Here is a 15,696-nt window from a genome sequence, read left to right as displayed (position 1 = left end):
AGGGGGTATATCTTTTTCAACAGAATTATTAATTTCTATAATTTTTTCTAATTTAGTAACTAATTTTTTACAACTAATATTTCTCACAGAATGACCATTTTTCCAATGTCGGAAATTAATCAGTAATTGTCTTTTTTTATCTCCAAATTTGGGAATTTCTTCTAACTCATGAAGAATTCTATTCGACAACCCAAAGCACCAAGGGTAAAAATTACTTCCATACTTTAATTTATTGTTATAATGACATCTAAAAATAAAATCAAACTTTTTAAATTCAGGGGCTTCTAAATAAGTCTTATCGCCGTCTTCACAATCTAGATAAGCTGTAATATATTTCCTTTTTGGGTGAAATAAATTTTGGGGAAGAATTTTCTCCGCTCGATAAACATCAGTCTGTAAAACTACAATCGAACAATCATCAGACGTAATTTTGGGATCGTGACGAAAAAGATACTCTTCTTTATCTGGTAACTCATGCCAATAATTTACATTAGAATAAAACTCTACACCTATCTCCCTCAATCCCTCAGCTAAACAGATTAGTAAATGCATAATATATCCCTTATTCGGATCTGAGGTTTTGGGATGGATATAGAAAAAGACTCTATCGTTATATTTTCCTGGCATTGTAATATCTACCTTTTAGTTTGCTGATAAATTTAATTTTCCTCCAACTACAATCTTAACTACTTTTTACATAGAAATACTTGCGTTTGAGTTAGAAATATTCATGGAATCAATACGTGAAAGATGATTAAAAAGTAAAGGAACGCCGATAAGTAATGTCACAAACTCTATTAAGGCATGTTTGAATTTTCCTTTAAGTAAGTGGTTAACTATCAATCCGATGGTAAATTTGGCATGAGAAAAGGTTATACCGAGGGCATTTTCACGACCATAAGCTGTTTTATATTTGTTCATATGATATGCATTAGCAGCAGCCTGTTTAGGAATGCGTGTTATTGCCTGTTTGAAGGAAATTAATCTGACTGGGTGGTCAACACGGGCATTCGGGACGAAAAAAATCTTTGTAAATGCCGACAAGCGTTCTTTTATATCGATATCTTCACCTAGAGCTAAAGGATAATTAGTATCAAATCCGCCAATTTCTTCAAAGAGCGATCGCTTGACTGCAATATTGGCAGACCAAAAACATCCACCAGTCAGATTAATAGGACACTCAGACAAATCCTGATTATAGTCGCCTAAGGGATGAATTGCACCCTCTAAAGCCAAATACTCACCTGTAATTGCTTCTGCATAGGCACTTAACCAATTTTGGTTTGGCAAGCAATCATCATCTGTAAAAGCCAGCCACTCACCTTGAGCATACTTAGCACCATTATTTCTGTTGCTTGCTGGACCTTTAGAGGAACCTCCAACCCATTTCACCCAGGAATAACGCTCACGAATCATCTCCTCTGCGGTTGTTTTATAACCGTCATCAGTCACGATTACTTCGTACCTATCTGCTGGAAAGGTTTGAACCCCAGGTGCTAGAAGATCCAAGCATTCTGCCAGTGAGTCATTGCGATGGTAGGTAGGAATAATCACACTTATCAAAAGCTGGTTCATTAGCGTTTTGTCTCCAAAAAAGTGGTTAAAAGACTTTGCCCAAATGCTTGTCTATAAAACAGTTTCTTAGCTCTTTTACAAGCAGCATTTCTTAGAGATAGCAATTCACTATTAAGTAGAGCAAAAACCTTTTTTATGAAGTTTTTTATGAAAATAAATCCTAAATAAATCCGGAATTCCCAAGAGGATTATGCTATACTCTTACGTGTTTACATTGTGAATTAACTTGACATAATCTAAACCTAATTTGTCCCAACTAAAGCGATTGTAAGCAGATTCATGACGTCTTTGGCGCTTAGATATATCCTGAGAGTCTTGTAGGGCTTGGGGTATTAAAAAAGCTAAATTACCTGGAATCTCAAAATTATCTAAATACTCATTATTCCCCAATACAAAACGGGTAACTTTATGCTCGTGAGCAAGACAAGGCAAACCATGAGACATTGCCTCTAAAAATACACGTCCAAACCCTTCCCCTAAAGAACCTAAAACAAAAGTATCTGCTGTTTTGTAGTAATCTCCCATTTCTTTTTGAGGGACAGTTCGTACCTGAAAGTTTTCAGCACCTAATAGCTGATTACCGAGGTTGATAATTTCCGGTGAGTCTGAATTTTGTTGACCTAGTAACAGAAGATAGGGACGCGGTTTTGGCAAACTCGCAATCTCACGAATCACGTAATCCATGCGTTTATGAGATTTACTGATAACTCCAACTGAGACAATCAAAGGTCGGTTCTCAGGCAATTCTAGCTTATGGCGTAAAGCTTCTCGTTCATTGGGTGTAAGTATTTGCAATTGAGAAGACATCTGGATACCATAGGGAACCAAAGTTTGTTTCTCTGCTGGTTGTCCGGCTTCTAATGCATTTTGGAGATGAATAGGAGCTAGTTGCTGTACATGATCCCACCGGGGGAAAGGTGGAAGTATCGGACCACCGTTGGAAAATAAAAGTTTGTAATTTTGTTTACTAAATCGTTGCCAGTACCAAAGCAAATTACCTAAATTTTCATCACTAAAGAAAATAACATCTGGTTTTTTAGTTTGTATGTGAGGCACAAGGCTCAAGAAAAATGTTATTTGTTCAATAAAATATCCCTCACCTCTACGAATTAATTTGTCTGTAATATCACCTAAGAATATGGCTAATTTATCATCACGTCTTAGGTTCCACAAAACAATTTCTTTTTCCGAAGAGTCTCCACCACCTTTAAATAAGGTAATGTCAAGGGTAGGTTCTTGGGATAAAGCATTAAAGCATTCCTGAGTAAAGGATTCATATCCTCGCTTGACATGACCAAGACCTGAACATATAATAAAAACTTTGGTGACTTTATTCTCTTTATCTAAAGTTGCTGTATAGCTGTTTTTTCTAGTTTTTAAAATCATATTTCTACATTCCTCAAAAACTTTGCCGGATTGCCAACTACTATTGTTTTTTCTGCAACATCCTTGGTAACTACCGAACCAGCACCTACTATCGCGTGATCGCCGATGGTGACACCTGGGAGTATAATTGCACCTGTTCCAATCCAAACATTTTTGCCAATAATTACAGATTTTTCGATCTGAGGTTCTTGAATCCGCTTTGAAGAGTTAATCGGGTGTGTCACGCTAGCAATAGAACAATTACTAGATATCAAAGTACCAGAGCCAATTTTTACTCCTCCTGTGGCAAATATGTGAGTAAAGGAATTAATCCCAATGTCATCTCCCAATTGCAGTTCAGACTCGCCCCATATGATACATTTGGAACTGATATAAACTCTTTCACCGCAAGATTTAAGCGATCGCTTAATTCTCCTGACTCTAAAATCATCATATTCGCGCATCAAGCGATCGAATGCTCGATAGAAAATATTAATTACCATAGACTTATAACCTTGCTGGACATTAATAACTAAGCTTTTAGTATGTGATAAATTTTACCTAATTTTATATTGTTAGTTTCTCTACTTTCGATTGTCATATATTTAAATTCCTTTTTACCCTGCCTGACCTTGTTCTTGATATTGAGTTTTATGATATTCCCAAAGTTTGCCGCGCTGGTCAAGCAACTCTTGATAACTTCCTTGCTCTACTAAGCGTCCTTGTTCTAGTACTACAACTTTATCTGCCTTAGCTATTGTGGACAGACGATGAGCGATCGCAATCACTGTTCTACCCACAGAAAGCTTTTCTAATGATTCTTGAATCAATCGCTCTGATAAAGAATCTAATGCGCTGGTCGCTTCATCTAAAATCAAAATCTCTGGGTTTCTTAATAAAGCACGAGCAATAGCGATTCGTTGCCGTTGTCCCCCAGATAACCGTACCCCACGATCTCCTAACTGTGTTTCAAAACCTTCAGGCATTTTTAGAATAAATTCCAGTGCATTCGCTAATCTGGCAGCTTCTCGAATCTCATCTTCCCTTACCTCTGATGTGCCGTAACTAATATTGTTCCAAATAGAAGTGTTGAAAATAAAAGTATCTTGACTTACTATAGCCATCTTGTGGCGTAATGTATTAATTTCAAATTGCCGCAAATCAATTCCATCAATTAAAACATTTCCTTCGGTTGGATCGTAAAATCGGGCAATTATATCAGCTAGTGTTGTTTTTCCAGCACCAGATGCTCCAACTAGTGCTGTTGTCTTCCCCCTTTCAATGCTAAGAGTAATATTATTTAAAACTAGATTGTTGGCATCGTAGCCGAAATCTACAGATATTAAATCTATTGACCGCTTTAAACCCTTAAATTCAAGAGTCCCGTTGTGAAAATAAATTTTATCGTCAGTTTTCAATAAAGATTTTACGTTATCTACTGAACCTTGAAGCGTACTAATAGTTCCTCTAACACCATTAACATCTTGAACAATTGGTACGATGCGAAACAGTACAAAGAAAAATCCTAACAAAGAAGCAACTTGTAAAGTTCCATTGGCAACAAATATAGTAAATGCAAAAATAATCATCCCGACAAGGAATGTAGTACCCAGACCTTCAGTGATCGGCTTTAACAACGAGCCAATTAAAGTAACTTTAGTATAAGCACTTACTACTTGATCGCTAGCTTTGTAGTAACGCTGACGTTCAAATTCTTGAGTACCAAATGCTTGGATAGTGCGAATACCATTAATAAATTCTATTGCTGTTGAGGTAAATTGGCTGTTGGCAATTGACAAACCGAAACTTTCTTCTCGCACTTTTGCATTTAGTGTTGATAATCCAACACCTAACAGCGTAAATAAAAGTACCGAGCAAATGGTAAGTTGCCACGATATAAAAATTATCGATATTAAATATACACTAAGATTTAGTATTCTAGTTAACAAAAATGATGCCGCACTAAAAGAATATTTTATTCTTTCAATTTCTGTTGTAATCGTGTTTATAAGATCGCCAGAACGAGTCTTAGAAAAGTAACTTAATGATACTTTTTCTAGCTGTTCAAAAATTTGTTTACGTAAGCTATCGCCTAGCTTTAATTGAGCTATTTCAGTGTATACTTGTCCAAAATAGTTGAATAATACACGAATCAAAGTAGTTAATATAATTAGAATAGATATTCGATATAAACGACTAATTGCAGATGTATTAATTCCTAATATCCAAATATCAAACCATTCTACTCCCGTATGGATTGGTGTAGCATTGACAGTTGTTATATTTTGCAAAAATGAAAATAACAAACCAATACTAAACCCTTCAAAAGTTGCTCCTAAAAAGGAAAATACTAAAGCATAAATGGCAATTTTACGGAAGTTTTTAAACTCTCGCAAGAACAAATAGTTGTTCTCCCAAAACTTAGTCTTCTTAAACAAATTGGAAAATTCTTGGTAAAGTTTGAGGTACATTGGTATTTTTAAACTCTTGTTTTAGCAGTCTGTATTATGTTAGTATATGTAAACTTTGATGAAGTGTTGATCGAATAAAAGAAAAAACTAATAAATTACTCTAACATCCACCAAGAATAACTCTTGCAAAAATTAAATATACTAGGAATAACTCTAGTCTGTATGCAATCGAAGGGATACAGCATATACATGACTCATTAACTAAAAAAGTAATATATTATACTAGTATCCCATGTTAGAAAACACTAAAAAGACTTAGCAAGTAGTTAAAATCACGATGTTTGACTATCCAGATGCAATTGCTTCGATTCTGTCTCTACCTCCCAAGAACCTATAACTCCTGGTAATTTATTGAGTTGTCGTTGTTTTTCCGAACTTAACCGCACAGCTTCTTCCAAAGTCCAGCAACGCGGTCCGACTAAACTCATTTCGCCCTGTAGAACATTAAATAACTGTGGTAGATTATCTATATTGTATTTACGCATCCAACGCCCTAGGGGTGTGACGTTTTCCTCATCTTCTGTGAGAGAGAAATTGTCGTCGCAAGGGTAGACGCAAAGCGAATCTGAGTCAGACATCGCTTTCTCTTCTAGGTTTTTTTTGTTTACCGCAGTTGTGCGAAACTTGATCGCCCGAAACAGTTTACCGCGTTTTCCTACGCGCCACTCACGCTCAAAAAATGTTCCTGGTGAGTAAAGACCCATCAGCAAAACCAATATCAGCATCACGGGACTCACTGCAAGGAAAAATACTAAGGCAACAATCCAGTCAAATAGCCATTGCAACGATCTCCACAGACCACCTTGTTTGGACATCTGTTCGCTAGAGGGTATGCGTAAAAATATTGGCTTCGACGCTTGTTCACACGCTGTAGCCCAAACTTTTAGCCAGTACTCACCCAGCTTTGGATCTATGCGAACCAAACTTACTGGTGAATGTTCTAAGCACTTTACTAAGGATTGCTGTTTATCCAGTGAAAGCAGATATGGCTGCAAAACTTGTCCAGGAGCTTTCACCAACAATTGACCTCTTCGCCACTGGAGTGTGCAGTATGAACTACTATCTTGGGCTTGCTTGGTCACAGTATAGTAATTATCTAAAGGTGGAATTATGGAAATTGTCATATGTTTTTGGGCTTATACAGTGGTAGATTGCCGACCTGATATCATAGGCTATCAAAGCCAAATACTCTTGCTGAATCTTATTTTATGCTCCAAAAAGGTGATGTTAATTAAGTGGAAAATATTAAACTATAACTTGCCTATAAGACAAATACACATCTTGAAAAACTTTTTCTAAAAGATGTAAAAAAAATTAACAATGCTATTTTTTAGATAAATCTAAAAAATAACTCCACTTTTTTGTTTTGGTTTTTTGAAAGAGTATTCAATATCTAGAATATAAGATACTGTAAAAATCACCATTGTTTAGATAGATTCTTTATTTAGTCTTTAAATAGCCCGTCTGTTTTTCCGAGAATTATTAAGTTGATATGAATCACTATGGTGGAACTACCCAATTAGCCTTTTACTAATATCGGTAAGTAATTCTAACATGATTCTATTTTGACTATCAAACGTCAGCTTAATTAACAAAACCAATACAATCCCTAAAACTCAATCAAGCAGAAATTACACAAAAACTTTATATATTCATCTGATTTTCTTTTCCAAGTTTGACAAAGCCGATACCAGGAGCATGAGAAAAAAGAAGAATTTTCAAGAGAAGACGCACTTAATTACGTTTACTCCTGTTTTACTCTCCTGCGCTCTAGTGCGATCTACTTGACAGTAGGATTGCAAGCAAGCAATACCCAGTTCTACCCAAACAATACCAAGTAAGTAGCAATAAACCAAGGAGGTTATCAGCCCCCTACCCATGAAAATGTTTTTCTAGCTGAAATATTATTTGTAAAATTATTAACATTCAGCCTAAAGATGAAAAAAAGCTTATATTGTCTATATTAAAGGTATAATTTATTTCGCTCCGTAACCTACTAACTTTTGGTATAATTTTTTTGGCACTTGCGCGATCGCTAAAAATAAATGCTTTTCTCCGTGGGATTACCGGACAAGCGGGTGTCGTTCGCGTTTCGCGTTTCCCCGAACCCTTGAAGATTGCTTGTTTGACGGTGTTGGAGTCCGCTCTTTCTTCGGTTTGGGTCTATTTGTATGGTTTGTCTCTTTGGCTTTGGATGCTGAGAAATTACCGGATTAGACAAACATGATGTTGAGCGAGATCAACTGATGAGCAGATAATGCATTTATATTGGTAATCGAAGGATACAGAAATTGCGATCGCATGATTTAAGCATCCCAACAGGTGATGGAGTGCGATTCACAACTACCCCTTAGCCTTGCTCTTGAGAATAAGCTTTCTCCACCAGCACCGTAGCGCGGTTAGAAGAAAATATTAGGGTATTTTATGATCTACCTTGCTAAAAACACCTATAACTAGTGAATTAGGTTATTGAAATTGCTGCATTTTCTCCAAATAAATAATAGTCGAAAATAGCATGTTATACTGAACTTTTTGGTTGTATACGTGCAACGAAAGCAATTATTAAAAATGCCACCAATCAAAAGTTGCACAATCGCCACTGACAAATCAGAATGGTATTGATTGCCAATGTCAAGGCAGTATTAGCAGTTCCTTAGTTACGTATTATTAAGTAGCAAATGAAACAAATAAATTTTGTAATAATTTTTATCTTTTGTTTAGCTTTGGCTTTGTTCACTATAGAGAACACCGAACCAGCAACAATTTATATTCTTCCTAGAGTAGAGGTACAAGCACCGATCGCAGTTGAGTTGCTATTAGCGACTGGCTTCGGCGCAGTTTTTGCTTGGTTGTTTAGTATGTGGACACAATTGCAGCGACAACTATTGTCTACCCCACAACGCAAACAAAATGTCCGAATTCAAGAACTAGAGTCGAAAATTGAACAGTACCAAGTCGAAGTTCAATCTTTACAACTAGCGCTACCTCCTTCCAGTGATTCCTCAACAAAAGAAACAGAGACGAATGTGCCGAACACACGCTCTAGCAACGTCTAATAAGTCTACAGTTCAATTTATCTACTAAAACACCGACTTACTTAGGACTTGTTGATGGCACCAGACGAGCTATTGCAAACAATTGCACACCTGATTCACCAAGCCGAACAGGGGGAAATTGACCCTTGGGATGTGCGGGTAATTGAGGTAATTGACCGTTACTTAGAATTAATGGCACCGGAGACAACACGTATTGGCTATGAAGCTGATTTATCGCAATCGGGGCAGGCTTTTTTGTCGGCATCGATGCTGGTGTTGTTTAAGGCAAATACCTTGATGCAAATCCAAGCAGCAGATGAAGAAGATGTTGTACTAGATGATGTACTGCCAGACGACGATTCGGGGTTAGTATATTCTCTTCATCGGTTGCCATTAGAACGGGCATTGCGCCGTCGTCCGGCAGCGATGCCACCGCCAAAACGCCGGGTGACTCTGCAAGAGTTGATCGAGCAATTGCACATCATGGAGAATCAACTCAAACTTGTACAGAAAGTCAGCAAACCTATCCGTCCCCGACGTCAGCCCAGCATCCAAAGTATGCGGGCAGCACTAGAGTTAGCTCACCAGGAAAATCTGACGGAAGTGGCTGGAGAACTGGAGCAAGTGTTGCATCTGTCAGCCACAAAATTATGCTTGGAAGAAAATTGGTTGAATTTGGAACAGCTAGTAGAATTGTGGACTCAGACAAAGAAAGCATATCACAACAGTTCTGCTCATAAGTCAGAACACAGTCATCTAGTCAGCGTTTTCTGGGCATTACTACTGCTGTCGGCTCAATCTAAGGTAGAGCTATGTCAAGAGGAATTTTACCAGGAAATTAAAATTCGCTTACTCTCAAATTCTCCCAATACCTGACTTGAAAGAGGGGTTCATGGGTTCATGGGTTCATGGGAAAGGGAAGAAGAGATTTTCATTTGTATAGGTACGCAGTTATTTCAGGGCTAGTTGGGGCAAGTGTAACGGGGGAAGATAAATGATTTACAGATTTTGATAAATGCAAACCCAAAATCCGAGTAAATTGAAAAGATAAGCGATCGCTTGTCATCTTGCGGGAGCGTATGCTAACACGTAAAGCAAACATTACTGTTATCCGTGCTTTTAAGGATGACTTAGAGCAAAATTAAACTGATGATTAAGTATCATTCGATCAAAGTAAACTGGCTTGTGGTTGAGGAATAAACTTTTATGAAGGCGATGATTCTCGCAGCGGGCAAAGGTACTCGCGTGCGTCCAATTACTTATACAACTCCCAAACCGATGATTCCTATCCTGCAAAAGCCAGTGATGGAATTTTTACTAGAACTGTTACGTCAGCATGGCTTTGACCAAATTATGGTTAACGTTAGCCATTTGGCTGAAGAAATTGAAAACTATTTCCGTGATGGTCAGCGGTTTGGCGTACAGATTGCATATTCCTTTGAAGGGCGAATTGATGACGAAGGTAAACTGGTAGGGGAAGCTATTGGTTCGGCTGGGGGAATGCGTCGTATCCAAGACTTCTCTCCGTTTTTTGACGATACTTTTGTGGTGTTGTGCGGCGATGCTTTAATTGACCTAGATTTATCAGCTGCGGTTAAGTGGCATAAATCCAAAGGAGCGATCGCTACCATCGTGACAAAATCTGTCCCACTAGAAGAAGTTTCTAGTTACGGTGTGGTCGTCACCGATGAAGATGGTCGCGTCAAAGCATTCCAAGAAAAACCCTCAGTCGAAGAAGCTAAGAGTACCAATATCAATACTGGTATTTACATCTTTGAGCCAGAGGTATTTAATTATATACCCTCCGGCGTAGAGTATGACATCGGTGGCGAATTATTTCCCAAACTGGTAGAAATAGCTGCCCCCTTTTACGCCATTCCAATGGACTTTGAATGGGTAGATATTGGTAAAGTACCAGACTACTGGCGGGCAATTCGCGGTGTGCTGCTACGCGAAATTAAAAATGTGCAAATTCCCGGTCACGAAGTTGCTCCCGGAATCTACACTGGCTTAAATGTTGCCGTCAATTGGGACAAAGTGGATATCACAGGTCCAGTTTACATCGGTGGCATGACCCGGATAGAAGACGGAGCAAAAATCGTCGGTCCGACGATGATTGGTCCCAATTGCTGGGTATGTAGTGGTGCAACCGTAGACAACAGCGTGATTTTTGAATATTCGCGCCTGGGTCCTGGGGTAAGCTTGGTTGATAAGCTGGTGTATGGACGTTACTGCGTTGATAAAACTGGAGCGTCGATAGATGTCAAAGCTGCTGCTTTAGACTGGTTAATTACCGATGCTCGTCAAGCAGTACCATCTCATACCCCAGTTGAACGGCAAGCGATCGCTGAATTGTTGGGGACAAACGGCAGTTAGTTGTTGGTTGTTGGTTCACGATTGACGGTTAACAATTAACATTTATCCACTAACCACTAAGTACAGCGATCGCATTTTTTCCGAGCGCGTTTTTCAACGCAGAGGTGAATCAGTCTCAGGAAGCCTATGCCGTCTATTCGTACTGATTCTCCCGTTGGGAGCAAAGGAGGTAAGCGATTCGATAAGTGTGGTCATGTTCGTTACCCCATGAACAACTTTTCAAGACAGAGTGACGCAAAGTTTTTGCGATCAATTTTTGTCATGAATTTATGCGATCGCTGTACTTAGTTGTCATACCATCTCACCGAAAATCAAAGGGTAGAAGTCCTGCTACGCATGGAAAGAAGTCAAAGGGTAGTTTTTCACAAGAAAGACTGGTAAGGAACGTGGATTATTAAAAGGTGTTAAAAAAGGTACAGTTACCCAAAAGCCAAGACTACCAAACTACCGTAAACCCGGTGGTTTGGCATTGTCAACTTTTACCGGACGATCTCTTAAATTAAAAGATGGGTTACAGCGATTATTACACAAGTATTTTCCCAAGAAGAGCGTGGACGCGCCTTGGGCATTGTCAACGCCATTGGCACACTGGGAGTTGCTATAGGACCGGGGCTGGGGGGATTGCTGATGAGTGTGGGAGGTTGGCGTTTAACTTTCTTGGTGAACGTGCCACTTGGCCTAGTTGCTATTTTTATTGTTGCTTTTGCCTTACCATCCTTGGCGAGCAGTAAGATTTCCCAAAGCTTCGATTTAGTTGGGGCTGGGCTAATGACTCTGACCCTAACTTGCTTTGCACTCTTCATGACAAGAATTCAGACCTTCGGCTTTGGTGAGTCAATAGAACTAATTTTGCTAGTTGTGGCTGCTATCGGTTTAGTCTGTTTTTTAATAGTGGAGTCCCGCTTAAAAGAACCAATGCTTGATATTGGAATATTCCGTTTGGCGGACTTCAGCCTAAACTTACTGCTGTTGGCGATGATGTTTGCCGTTGTTGCTGGTATGCAGTTGCTCCTACCCGTGTTTCTGGCTGTTGGTAAGCACTATCCCCCACAGGAAATCGGGTTGTTGCTGACGGTGCTGCCTTTAGCAGCAGCACTGGCATCACCAATCGCAGGTATACTTTCCGATCGCTTTGGCAGTCGTCCCGTCAGTATGATCGGGCTGTTGCTGATGGGATTAGGGTGTTGGGGTGCGAGCGGCTTGAATGCGGAATCGACTGTACTCGGCTTTTTAATACGGACCGTACCTTTAGAATTGGGATTGGGGGTGTTCACCGCCCCTAACAGCGATACAATCATGAGTTGCGTGCCACAAGAAAGGATAGGCATTGCTTCGGGCTTATGGTCTCTATCGCGGACATTGGGCATGTTAAGCGGCGTCGCCTTACTGGGGACTCTGTTTACAATGGTGACTATGTCTGATACTAAGTTTAAACATCAGCTTGATGTCACAACTGCACCTGTTGAAGCATTAGTCAAAGGAGTAGATACTACTTTTGCAGTTATGGCACTGATTGTTCTCACCTCGGCAATTTTGGGTATCGTCCTCTGGTGGCGATCGCGCTCAACCATTGCCGAATCCAATGCGGAGATCGCTAATTGAGCAATAACGTGCTTACCAGACCTGCTTATTTTGATGGAGATAAAATATGTCAGCAACAGACCTAATTTACGACTGGAACCAAGAACTGCTGACACTCCCAAAAGCTCTTCAAATCTGCGATGATACGCTGCGAGATGGTCTTCAAGGAGGTGTGGCGCGAATGCCCTCTGTTGAGGAAAAGCTCAAGCTGTTGAGCAAAGCTGATGCTTTGGGCGTATCCACAGCAGTTGTTGGCTTCCCCGCCCAAGCAGTCGCCTATCAAGAGGCGCTTGCCATTTGTGAAGGGGCGCAACAGCTAGGGCTGCAATTACATCTGGGGCTGCTCGGTCGTATGGTAGAAGCAGACATTGAGGCGATCGCTCGCATTCAACAAGCAAGTGGTCATCCAGTGGTTGCCTACTTGTTCGTAGGTGCCTCCCCCATTCGCCGCTATGTGGAAACTAGAGATGTAGATGAATTAGAACATCTCACCCGTTACGGTGTCAGTCTAGCGACTCGCCTGGGAGTACCTGTGCAATTTGCCATAGAGGATACAGCTAGGACTGAACCTGAAGTTGTGGAACGCCTTTTCCTTGCTGCTGTTGAGACGGGGGCGAAAGCTCTTTGTCTGTGCGACACAGTTGGTTGTTTAACTCCCACAGGAACTGAACGACTGGTCAAGCATTTTCGGCGATTTATAGATGGACAAGGCTTTGAGGTGCGTTTAGATTTTCATGGTCATAACGATCGCGGATTAGGGGTAGCCAATGCCCTAGCTGCAACCAAGGCAGGTATTGACTGTCTTGAATGCACTGTTTTTGGCATTGGCGAACGAGCTGGTAACATTCCCTTGGACGTAACACTGGTCAACTTAAAGTTGCAAGGTCTTTGGCAAGGCGACCTTTCTGGTTTAAGCGATTATTGTCACGAAGTAGCTAGGGTTTGCCATCTCGCGATTCCAGCCCATTATCCCGTGTTTGGAGCTAACGCATTTCTTACGCAAGCGGGTATTCATGCCTCAGCAATCCTCAAAGCAGAAAGCCGAGGCGAACTGGATATTGCTGCATTAGTTTACTGTGGCGTTGATCCCCGCCTAGTTGGCTTGGATTATGGCATCCGAGTCGGTCCCTACAGCGGTCGCTCTAACGTCGCTTTTATATTAGCTCGTCAAGGCTTGCAGGTGACAGAGCAAGTCATCAACCAGATTCTGGAAAAGGCTCGTATAGAAAATCGTGTGCTGGCTGATGAGGAAGTGTATAATCTTGCCCAGAATTTAATCGCTAGCCAAATTATCGGAGATAAATAGTCCCATATATTTAAATACATTCAAATCTGTTTTCATCAGTAAATCAGTAACCCAAGCCCAATTCCTCCTTAATAAGTCAAGGAAATTCAATGAGTGAACAAACACACACGCTTACGCTCAAAGACAATATTAGTACGGACGATATTATCCCAGCAAACCGATGCGCCAATCGAAACCTAGAACATCTCAAGCGCTATGCCTTTGAACATGTTATTGGTGAAGGGAATCTGATTGGCTATGAAGAAATCGTTGCCGGACATAACTTCGGCTGTGGTTCAAGTCGGGAAGAAGCGCCAGTCGCAATCAAAGCCGCAGGAGTTAAAAAAGTGCGTGCTTATTCTTTTGGTGAAATTTTCTATCGCAACAGTATCAATGTTGGTTTGGAATTAGAAATCATTGACCAACCCAAAACTGACCCACTGATACAAGCGATTATAGACGCGGGTGGTTTAAGCGCGTTTAACCAAAAACGTCATCAAGGTCAGCTTTCCCTCCCCACCAGTATTGTTTCTCCCAGACCAATGACTATGGTGGAAAAGATGCTGGCACGAGCTTCGGGCAATGCTTATGTTAAACCGGGCATGGCAATCTTTATACAAGTAGACTTGGCGATGTCTTGTGACACCTGCGTAGGACCAGTAGCTGAGATATTTTATGAGAATTTTGGCGAAAAAGCCAAGCTGTGGAATCAAAATCAAGTTGTGTTGGTAGCAGACCACTTGATCCACATCAACGACTTGCGACCAGAACCCATTGCTGACCAGCTATATCAAGACCTAGTACAATTTGCCAAAGAGCAGGACTGTCAGTGGTTCGATGTAGTGGCTCCTGGACAAGCAGCCGGCATTTGTCATATTCTTTTACCAGAAAAGGGGTTTGTTCGTCCTGGCATGGTTGTAGTCGGAACTGATTCCCACACCTGTACATTTGGTGCTTTTGGGTGTTTCGGTACGGGAGTGGGAACTACAGAAATGGCAAATGTTTTTGCTATGGGAGATACATGGATTCGATTGCCGGAAACGTTACTGTTTGAATTAGAAGGATTTCTACCCAAACATATCAGCGCTAAGGACATCATTCTCTTCATACTGGGTAAAATTGGCTGTGAAGGTGGTCGCGGCAAAGTCATGGAATTTCGAGGCAGTATTATCGATCAGTTGCCAATTGATGAACGTATGACCTTATGCAACATGGCAACTGAGTGTGGTGCTCTCTGTGGTTTGATTGCTCCTGACAAACTAACTCTTGATTATGTTCAAAGCCGCAGCCAAGAAGCATTTGAAGTAGTCGTCAGTGACCCTGATGCGGAATACGAACAGGTTTATCGGTTCGATTTAAGTAATCTAGAACCGCAGGTAGCTCGTCCTTACAAACCAGACCAAGTGAGTGGAATTAGCGAATTAGCAGAAGTACCTATTACACGCGCTTACATTGGTTCTTGCACTGGTGGTAAGCTTTTTGATATTGCTGAGGCAGCTGAGGCAATTAAGGGTTATCATGTAGCCTCTGGAGTATCGCTCTTTGTCGTTCCAGCTTCGCAGGAGATCCGCCAAAAGGCTGAGGAGTTGGGCTACTTGAAGATTTTGGAAGAGGCTGGGGCGCAAATCCTCAAATCTGGCTGCGGTGCTTGTATCAATGCTGGGTTAGGAGTCTTGGGGAAAGAAGAAACAGGAGTTTATGCTATCAACCGTAATTTTAAGGGGCGAAGCGGAGATCCTAGTGGCAAAAACTATCTTGCTTCTCCGCGAGTGGTAGCCATCTCTGCCGTTAAGGCGAAGATTACTGACCAACTAAACGAGGTAGATATTGTCCAACCTTGATATAAAGCTGAAGAAAGTAGAGGCGTGCTTTTTTCGGAGCTAGATTAAATCGTCAAATTCTTGGCTAAAGTTATTCATGGTTGCTCAAAGCGAGAAAGTTGACAGCGTTATAAATTGCTGGTATTCTTGAACCAGTGCCGAAAACCAAGGCATAATTATCCGGTTTG

Annotated in this window: 12 protein-coding genes; 6 read left to right on the top strand and 6 right to left on the bottom strand. The window is 40.6% G+C overall.

Features of this window, described 5'->3' with window-relative positions:
- The 6 genes from OGM63_RS09400 to hepC form a co-directional block, all read right to left on the bottom strand.
- Window positions 1-627 (bottom strand): hypothetical protein (locus tag OGM63_RS09400; protein WP_263745252.1); only part of this gene is annotated, 627 nt, incomplete at its 3' end.
- A gap of 66 nt (window positions 628-693) precedes the next feature.
- A complete protein-coding gene (locus OGM63_RS09395; RefSeq protein WP_263745251.1) occupies window positions 694-1,575 on the bottom strand; it encodes a glycosyltransferase family 2 protein in 882 nt (293 codons plus the stop codon).
- A gap of 201 nt (window positions 1,576-1,776) precedes the next feature.
- On the bottom strand, window positions 1,777-2,961 hold the full coding sequence (locus tag OGM63_RS09390) for a glycosyltransferase family 4 protein (protein WP_263745250.1): 1,185 nt from the start codon (window positions 2,959-2,961) through the stop codon (window positions 1,777-1,779).
- Entirely contained in the window at window positions 2,958-3,443 is a 486-nt protein-coding gene (locus OGM63_RS29560) for an acyltransferase (RefSeq protein WP_318528436.1), read from the bottom strand. Before OGM63_RS29560 ends, OGM63_RS09390 begins: the two co-directional genes overlap by 4 nt.
- 114 nt (window positions 3,444-3,557) lie before the next feature.
- Window positions 3,558-5,411 carry a heterocyst formation ABC transporter subunit HepA gene (hepA, locus tag OGM63_RS09380; protein WP_263745249.1) on the bottom strand — a complete coding sequence of 618 codons (1,854 nt, stop codon included), beginning with the start codon at window positions 5,409-5,411 and terminating at the stop codon, window positions 3,558-3,560.
- Window positions 5,412-5,683: 272 nt separating this feature from the next.
- Complete coding sequence (hepC, locus tag OGM63_RS09375; RefSeq protein WP_263745248.1) at window positions 5,684-6,535, bottom strand: heterocyst development glycosyltransferase HepC; 852 nt, start codon at window positions 6,533-6,535, stop codon at window positions 5,684-5,686.
- A gap of 1,554 nt (window positions 6,536-8,089) precedes the next feature.
- On the opposite strand from hepC, the gene OGM63_RS09370 reads away from it, so the two are divergent.
- The 6 genes from OGM63_RS09370 (at window position 8,090) to OGM63_RS09340 (ending at window position 15,529) form a co-directional block, all read left to right on the top strand.
- On the top strand, window positions 8,090-8,467 hold the full coding sequence (locus OGM63_RS09370; protein ID WP_263745246.1) for a lipopolysaccharide assembly protein LapA domain-containing protein: 378 nt from the start codon (window positions 8,090-8,092) through the stop codon (window positions 8,465-8,467).
- Window positions 8,468-8,521: 54 nt separating this feature from the next.
- Window positions 8,522-9,322 (top strand): segregation/condensation protein A, encoded by an 801-nt coding sequence (locus tag OGM63_RS09365; RefSeq protein ID WP_263745245.1) that lies wholly within the window; start codon window positions 8,522-8,524, stop codon window positions 9,320-9,322.
- Between the two features lie 330 nt (window positions 9,323-9,652).
- Window positions 9,653-10,822: a nucleotidyltransferase family protein gene (locus OGM63_RS09360; protein WP_263745244.1), complete on the top strand. Its 1,170-nt coding sequence runs from the start codon at window positions 9,653-9,655 to the stop codon at window positions 10,820-10,822.
- Between the two features lie 498 nt (window positions 10,823-11,320).
- Window positions 11,321-12,424 carry an MFS transporter gene (locus OGM63_RS09355; RefSeq protein WP_318528437.1) on the top strand — a complete coding sequence of 368 codons (1,104 nt, stop codon included), beginning with the start codon at window positions 11,321-11,323 and terminating at the stop codon, window positions 12,422-12,424.
- A 46-nt stretch (window positions 12,425-12,470) separates the two neighbouring features.
- Window positions 12,471-13,709, top strand: a complete 1,239-nt coding sequence (locus OGM63_RS09350) for a LeuA family protein (RefSeq protein ID WP_263745243.1) — start codon at window positions 12,471-12,473, stop codon at window positions 13,707-13,709.
- A gap of 89 nt (window positions 13,710-13,798) precedes the next feature.
- Complete coding sequence (locus OGM63_RS09340; protein ID WP_318528435.1) at window positions 13,799-15,529, top strand: aconitase/3-isopropylmalate dehydratase large subunit family protein; 1,731 nt, start codon at window positions 13,799-13,801, stop codon at window positions 15,527-15,529.
- Window positions 15,530-15,696: the final 167 nt, after the last annotated feature.

This window comes from Plectonema radiosum NIES-515 (genome assembly GCF_025753815.1).
GTDB lineage: Bacteria > Cyanobacteriota > Cyanobacteriia > Cyanobacteriales > Nostocaceae > Hassallia > Hassallia radiosum_A.
This window is presented reverse-complemented; position numbering and strand designations above follow the sequence as displayed.

Bases quoted from the DNA above. Each gene is read 5' to 3' on its own strand.
- hepC (WP_263745248.1), bottom strand. From the start codon at position 6,535: ATGACAATTTCCATAATTCCACCTTTAGATAATTACTATACTGTGACC.
- OGM63_RS09365 (WP_263745245.1), top strand. From the start codon at position 8,522: ATGGCACCAGACGAGCTATTGCAAACAATTGCACACCTGATTCACCAA.
- hepA (WP_263745249.1), bottom strand. From the start codon at position 5,411: ATGTACCTCAAACTTTACCAAGAATTTTCCAATTTGTTTAAGAAGACT.
- OGM63_RS09360 (WP_263745244.1), top strand. From the start codon at position 9,653: ATGAAGGCGATGATTCTCGCAGCGGGCAAAGGTACTCGCGTGCGTCCA.
- OGM63_RS09395 (WP_263745251.1), bottom strand. From the start codon at position 1,575: ATGAACCAGCTTTTGATAAGTGTGATTATTCCTACCTACCATCGCAAT.
- OGM63_RS29560 (WP_318528436.1), bottom strand. From the start codon at position 3,443: ATGGTAATTAATATTTTCTATCGAGCATTCGATCGCTTGATGCGCGAA.
- OGM63_RS09350 (WP_263745243.1), top strand. From the start codon at position 12,471: ATGTCAGCAACAGACCTAATTTACGACTGGAACCAAGAACTGCTGACA.
- OGM63_RS09370 (WP_263745246.1), top strand. From the start codon at position 8,090: ATGAAACAAATAAATTTTGTAATAATTTTTATCTTTTGTTTAGCTTTG.
- OGM63_RS09340 (WP_318528435.1), top strand. From the start codon at position 13,799: ATGAGTGAACAAACACACACGCTTACGCTCAAAGACAATATTAGTACG.
- OGM63_RS09390 (WP_263745250.1), bottom strand. From the start codon at position 2,961: ATGATTTTAAAAACTAGAAAAAACAGCTATACAGCAACTTTAGATAAA.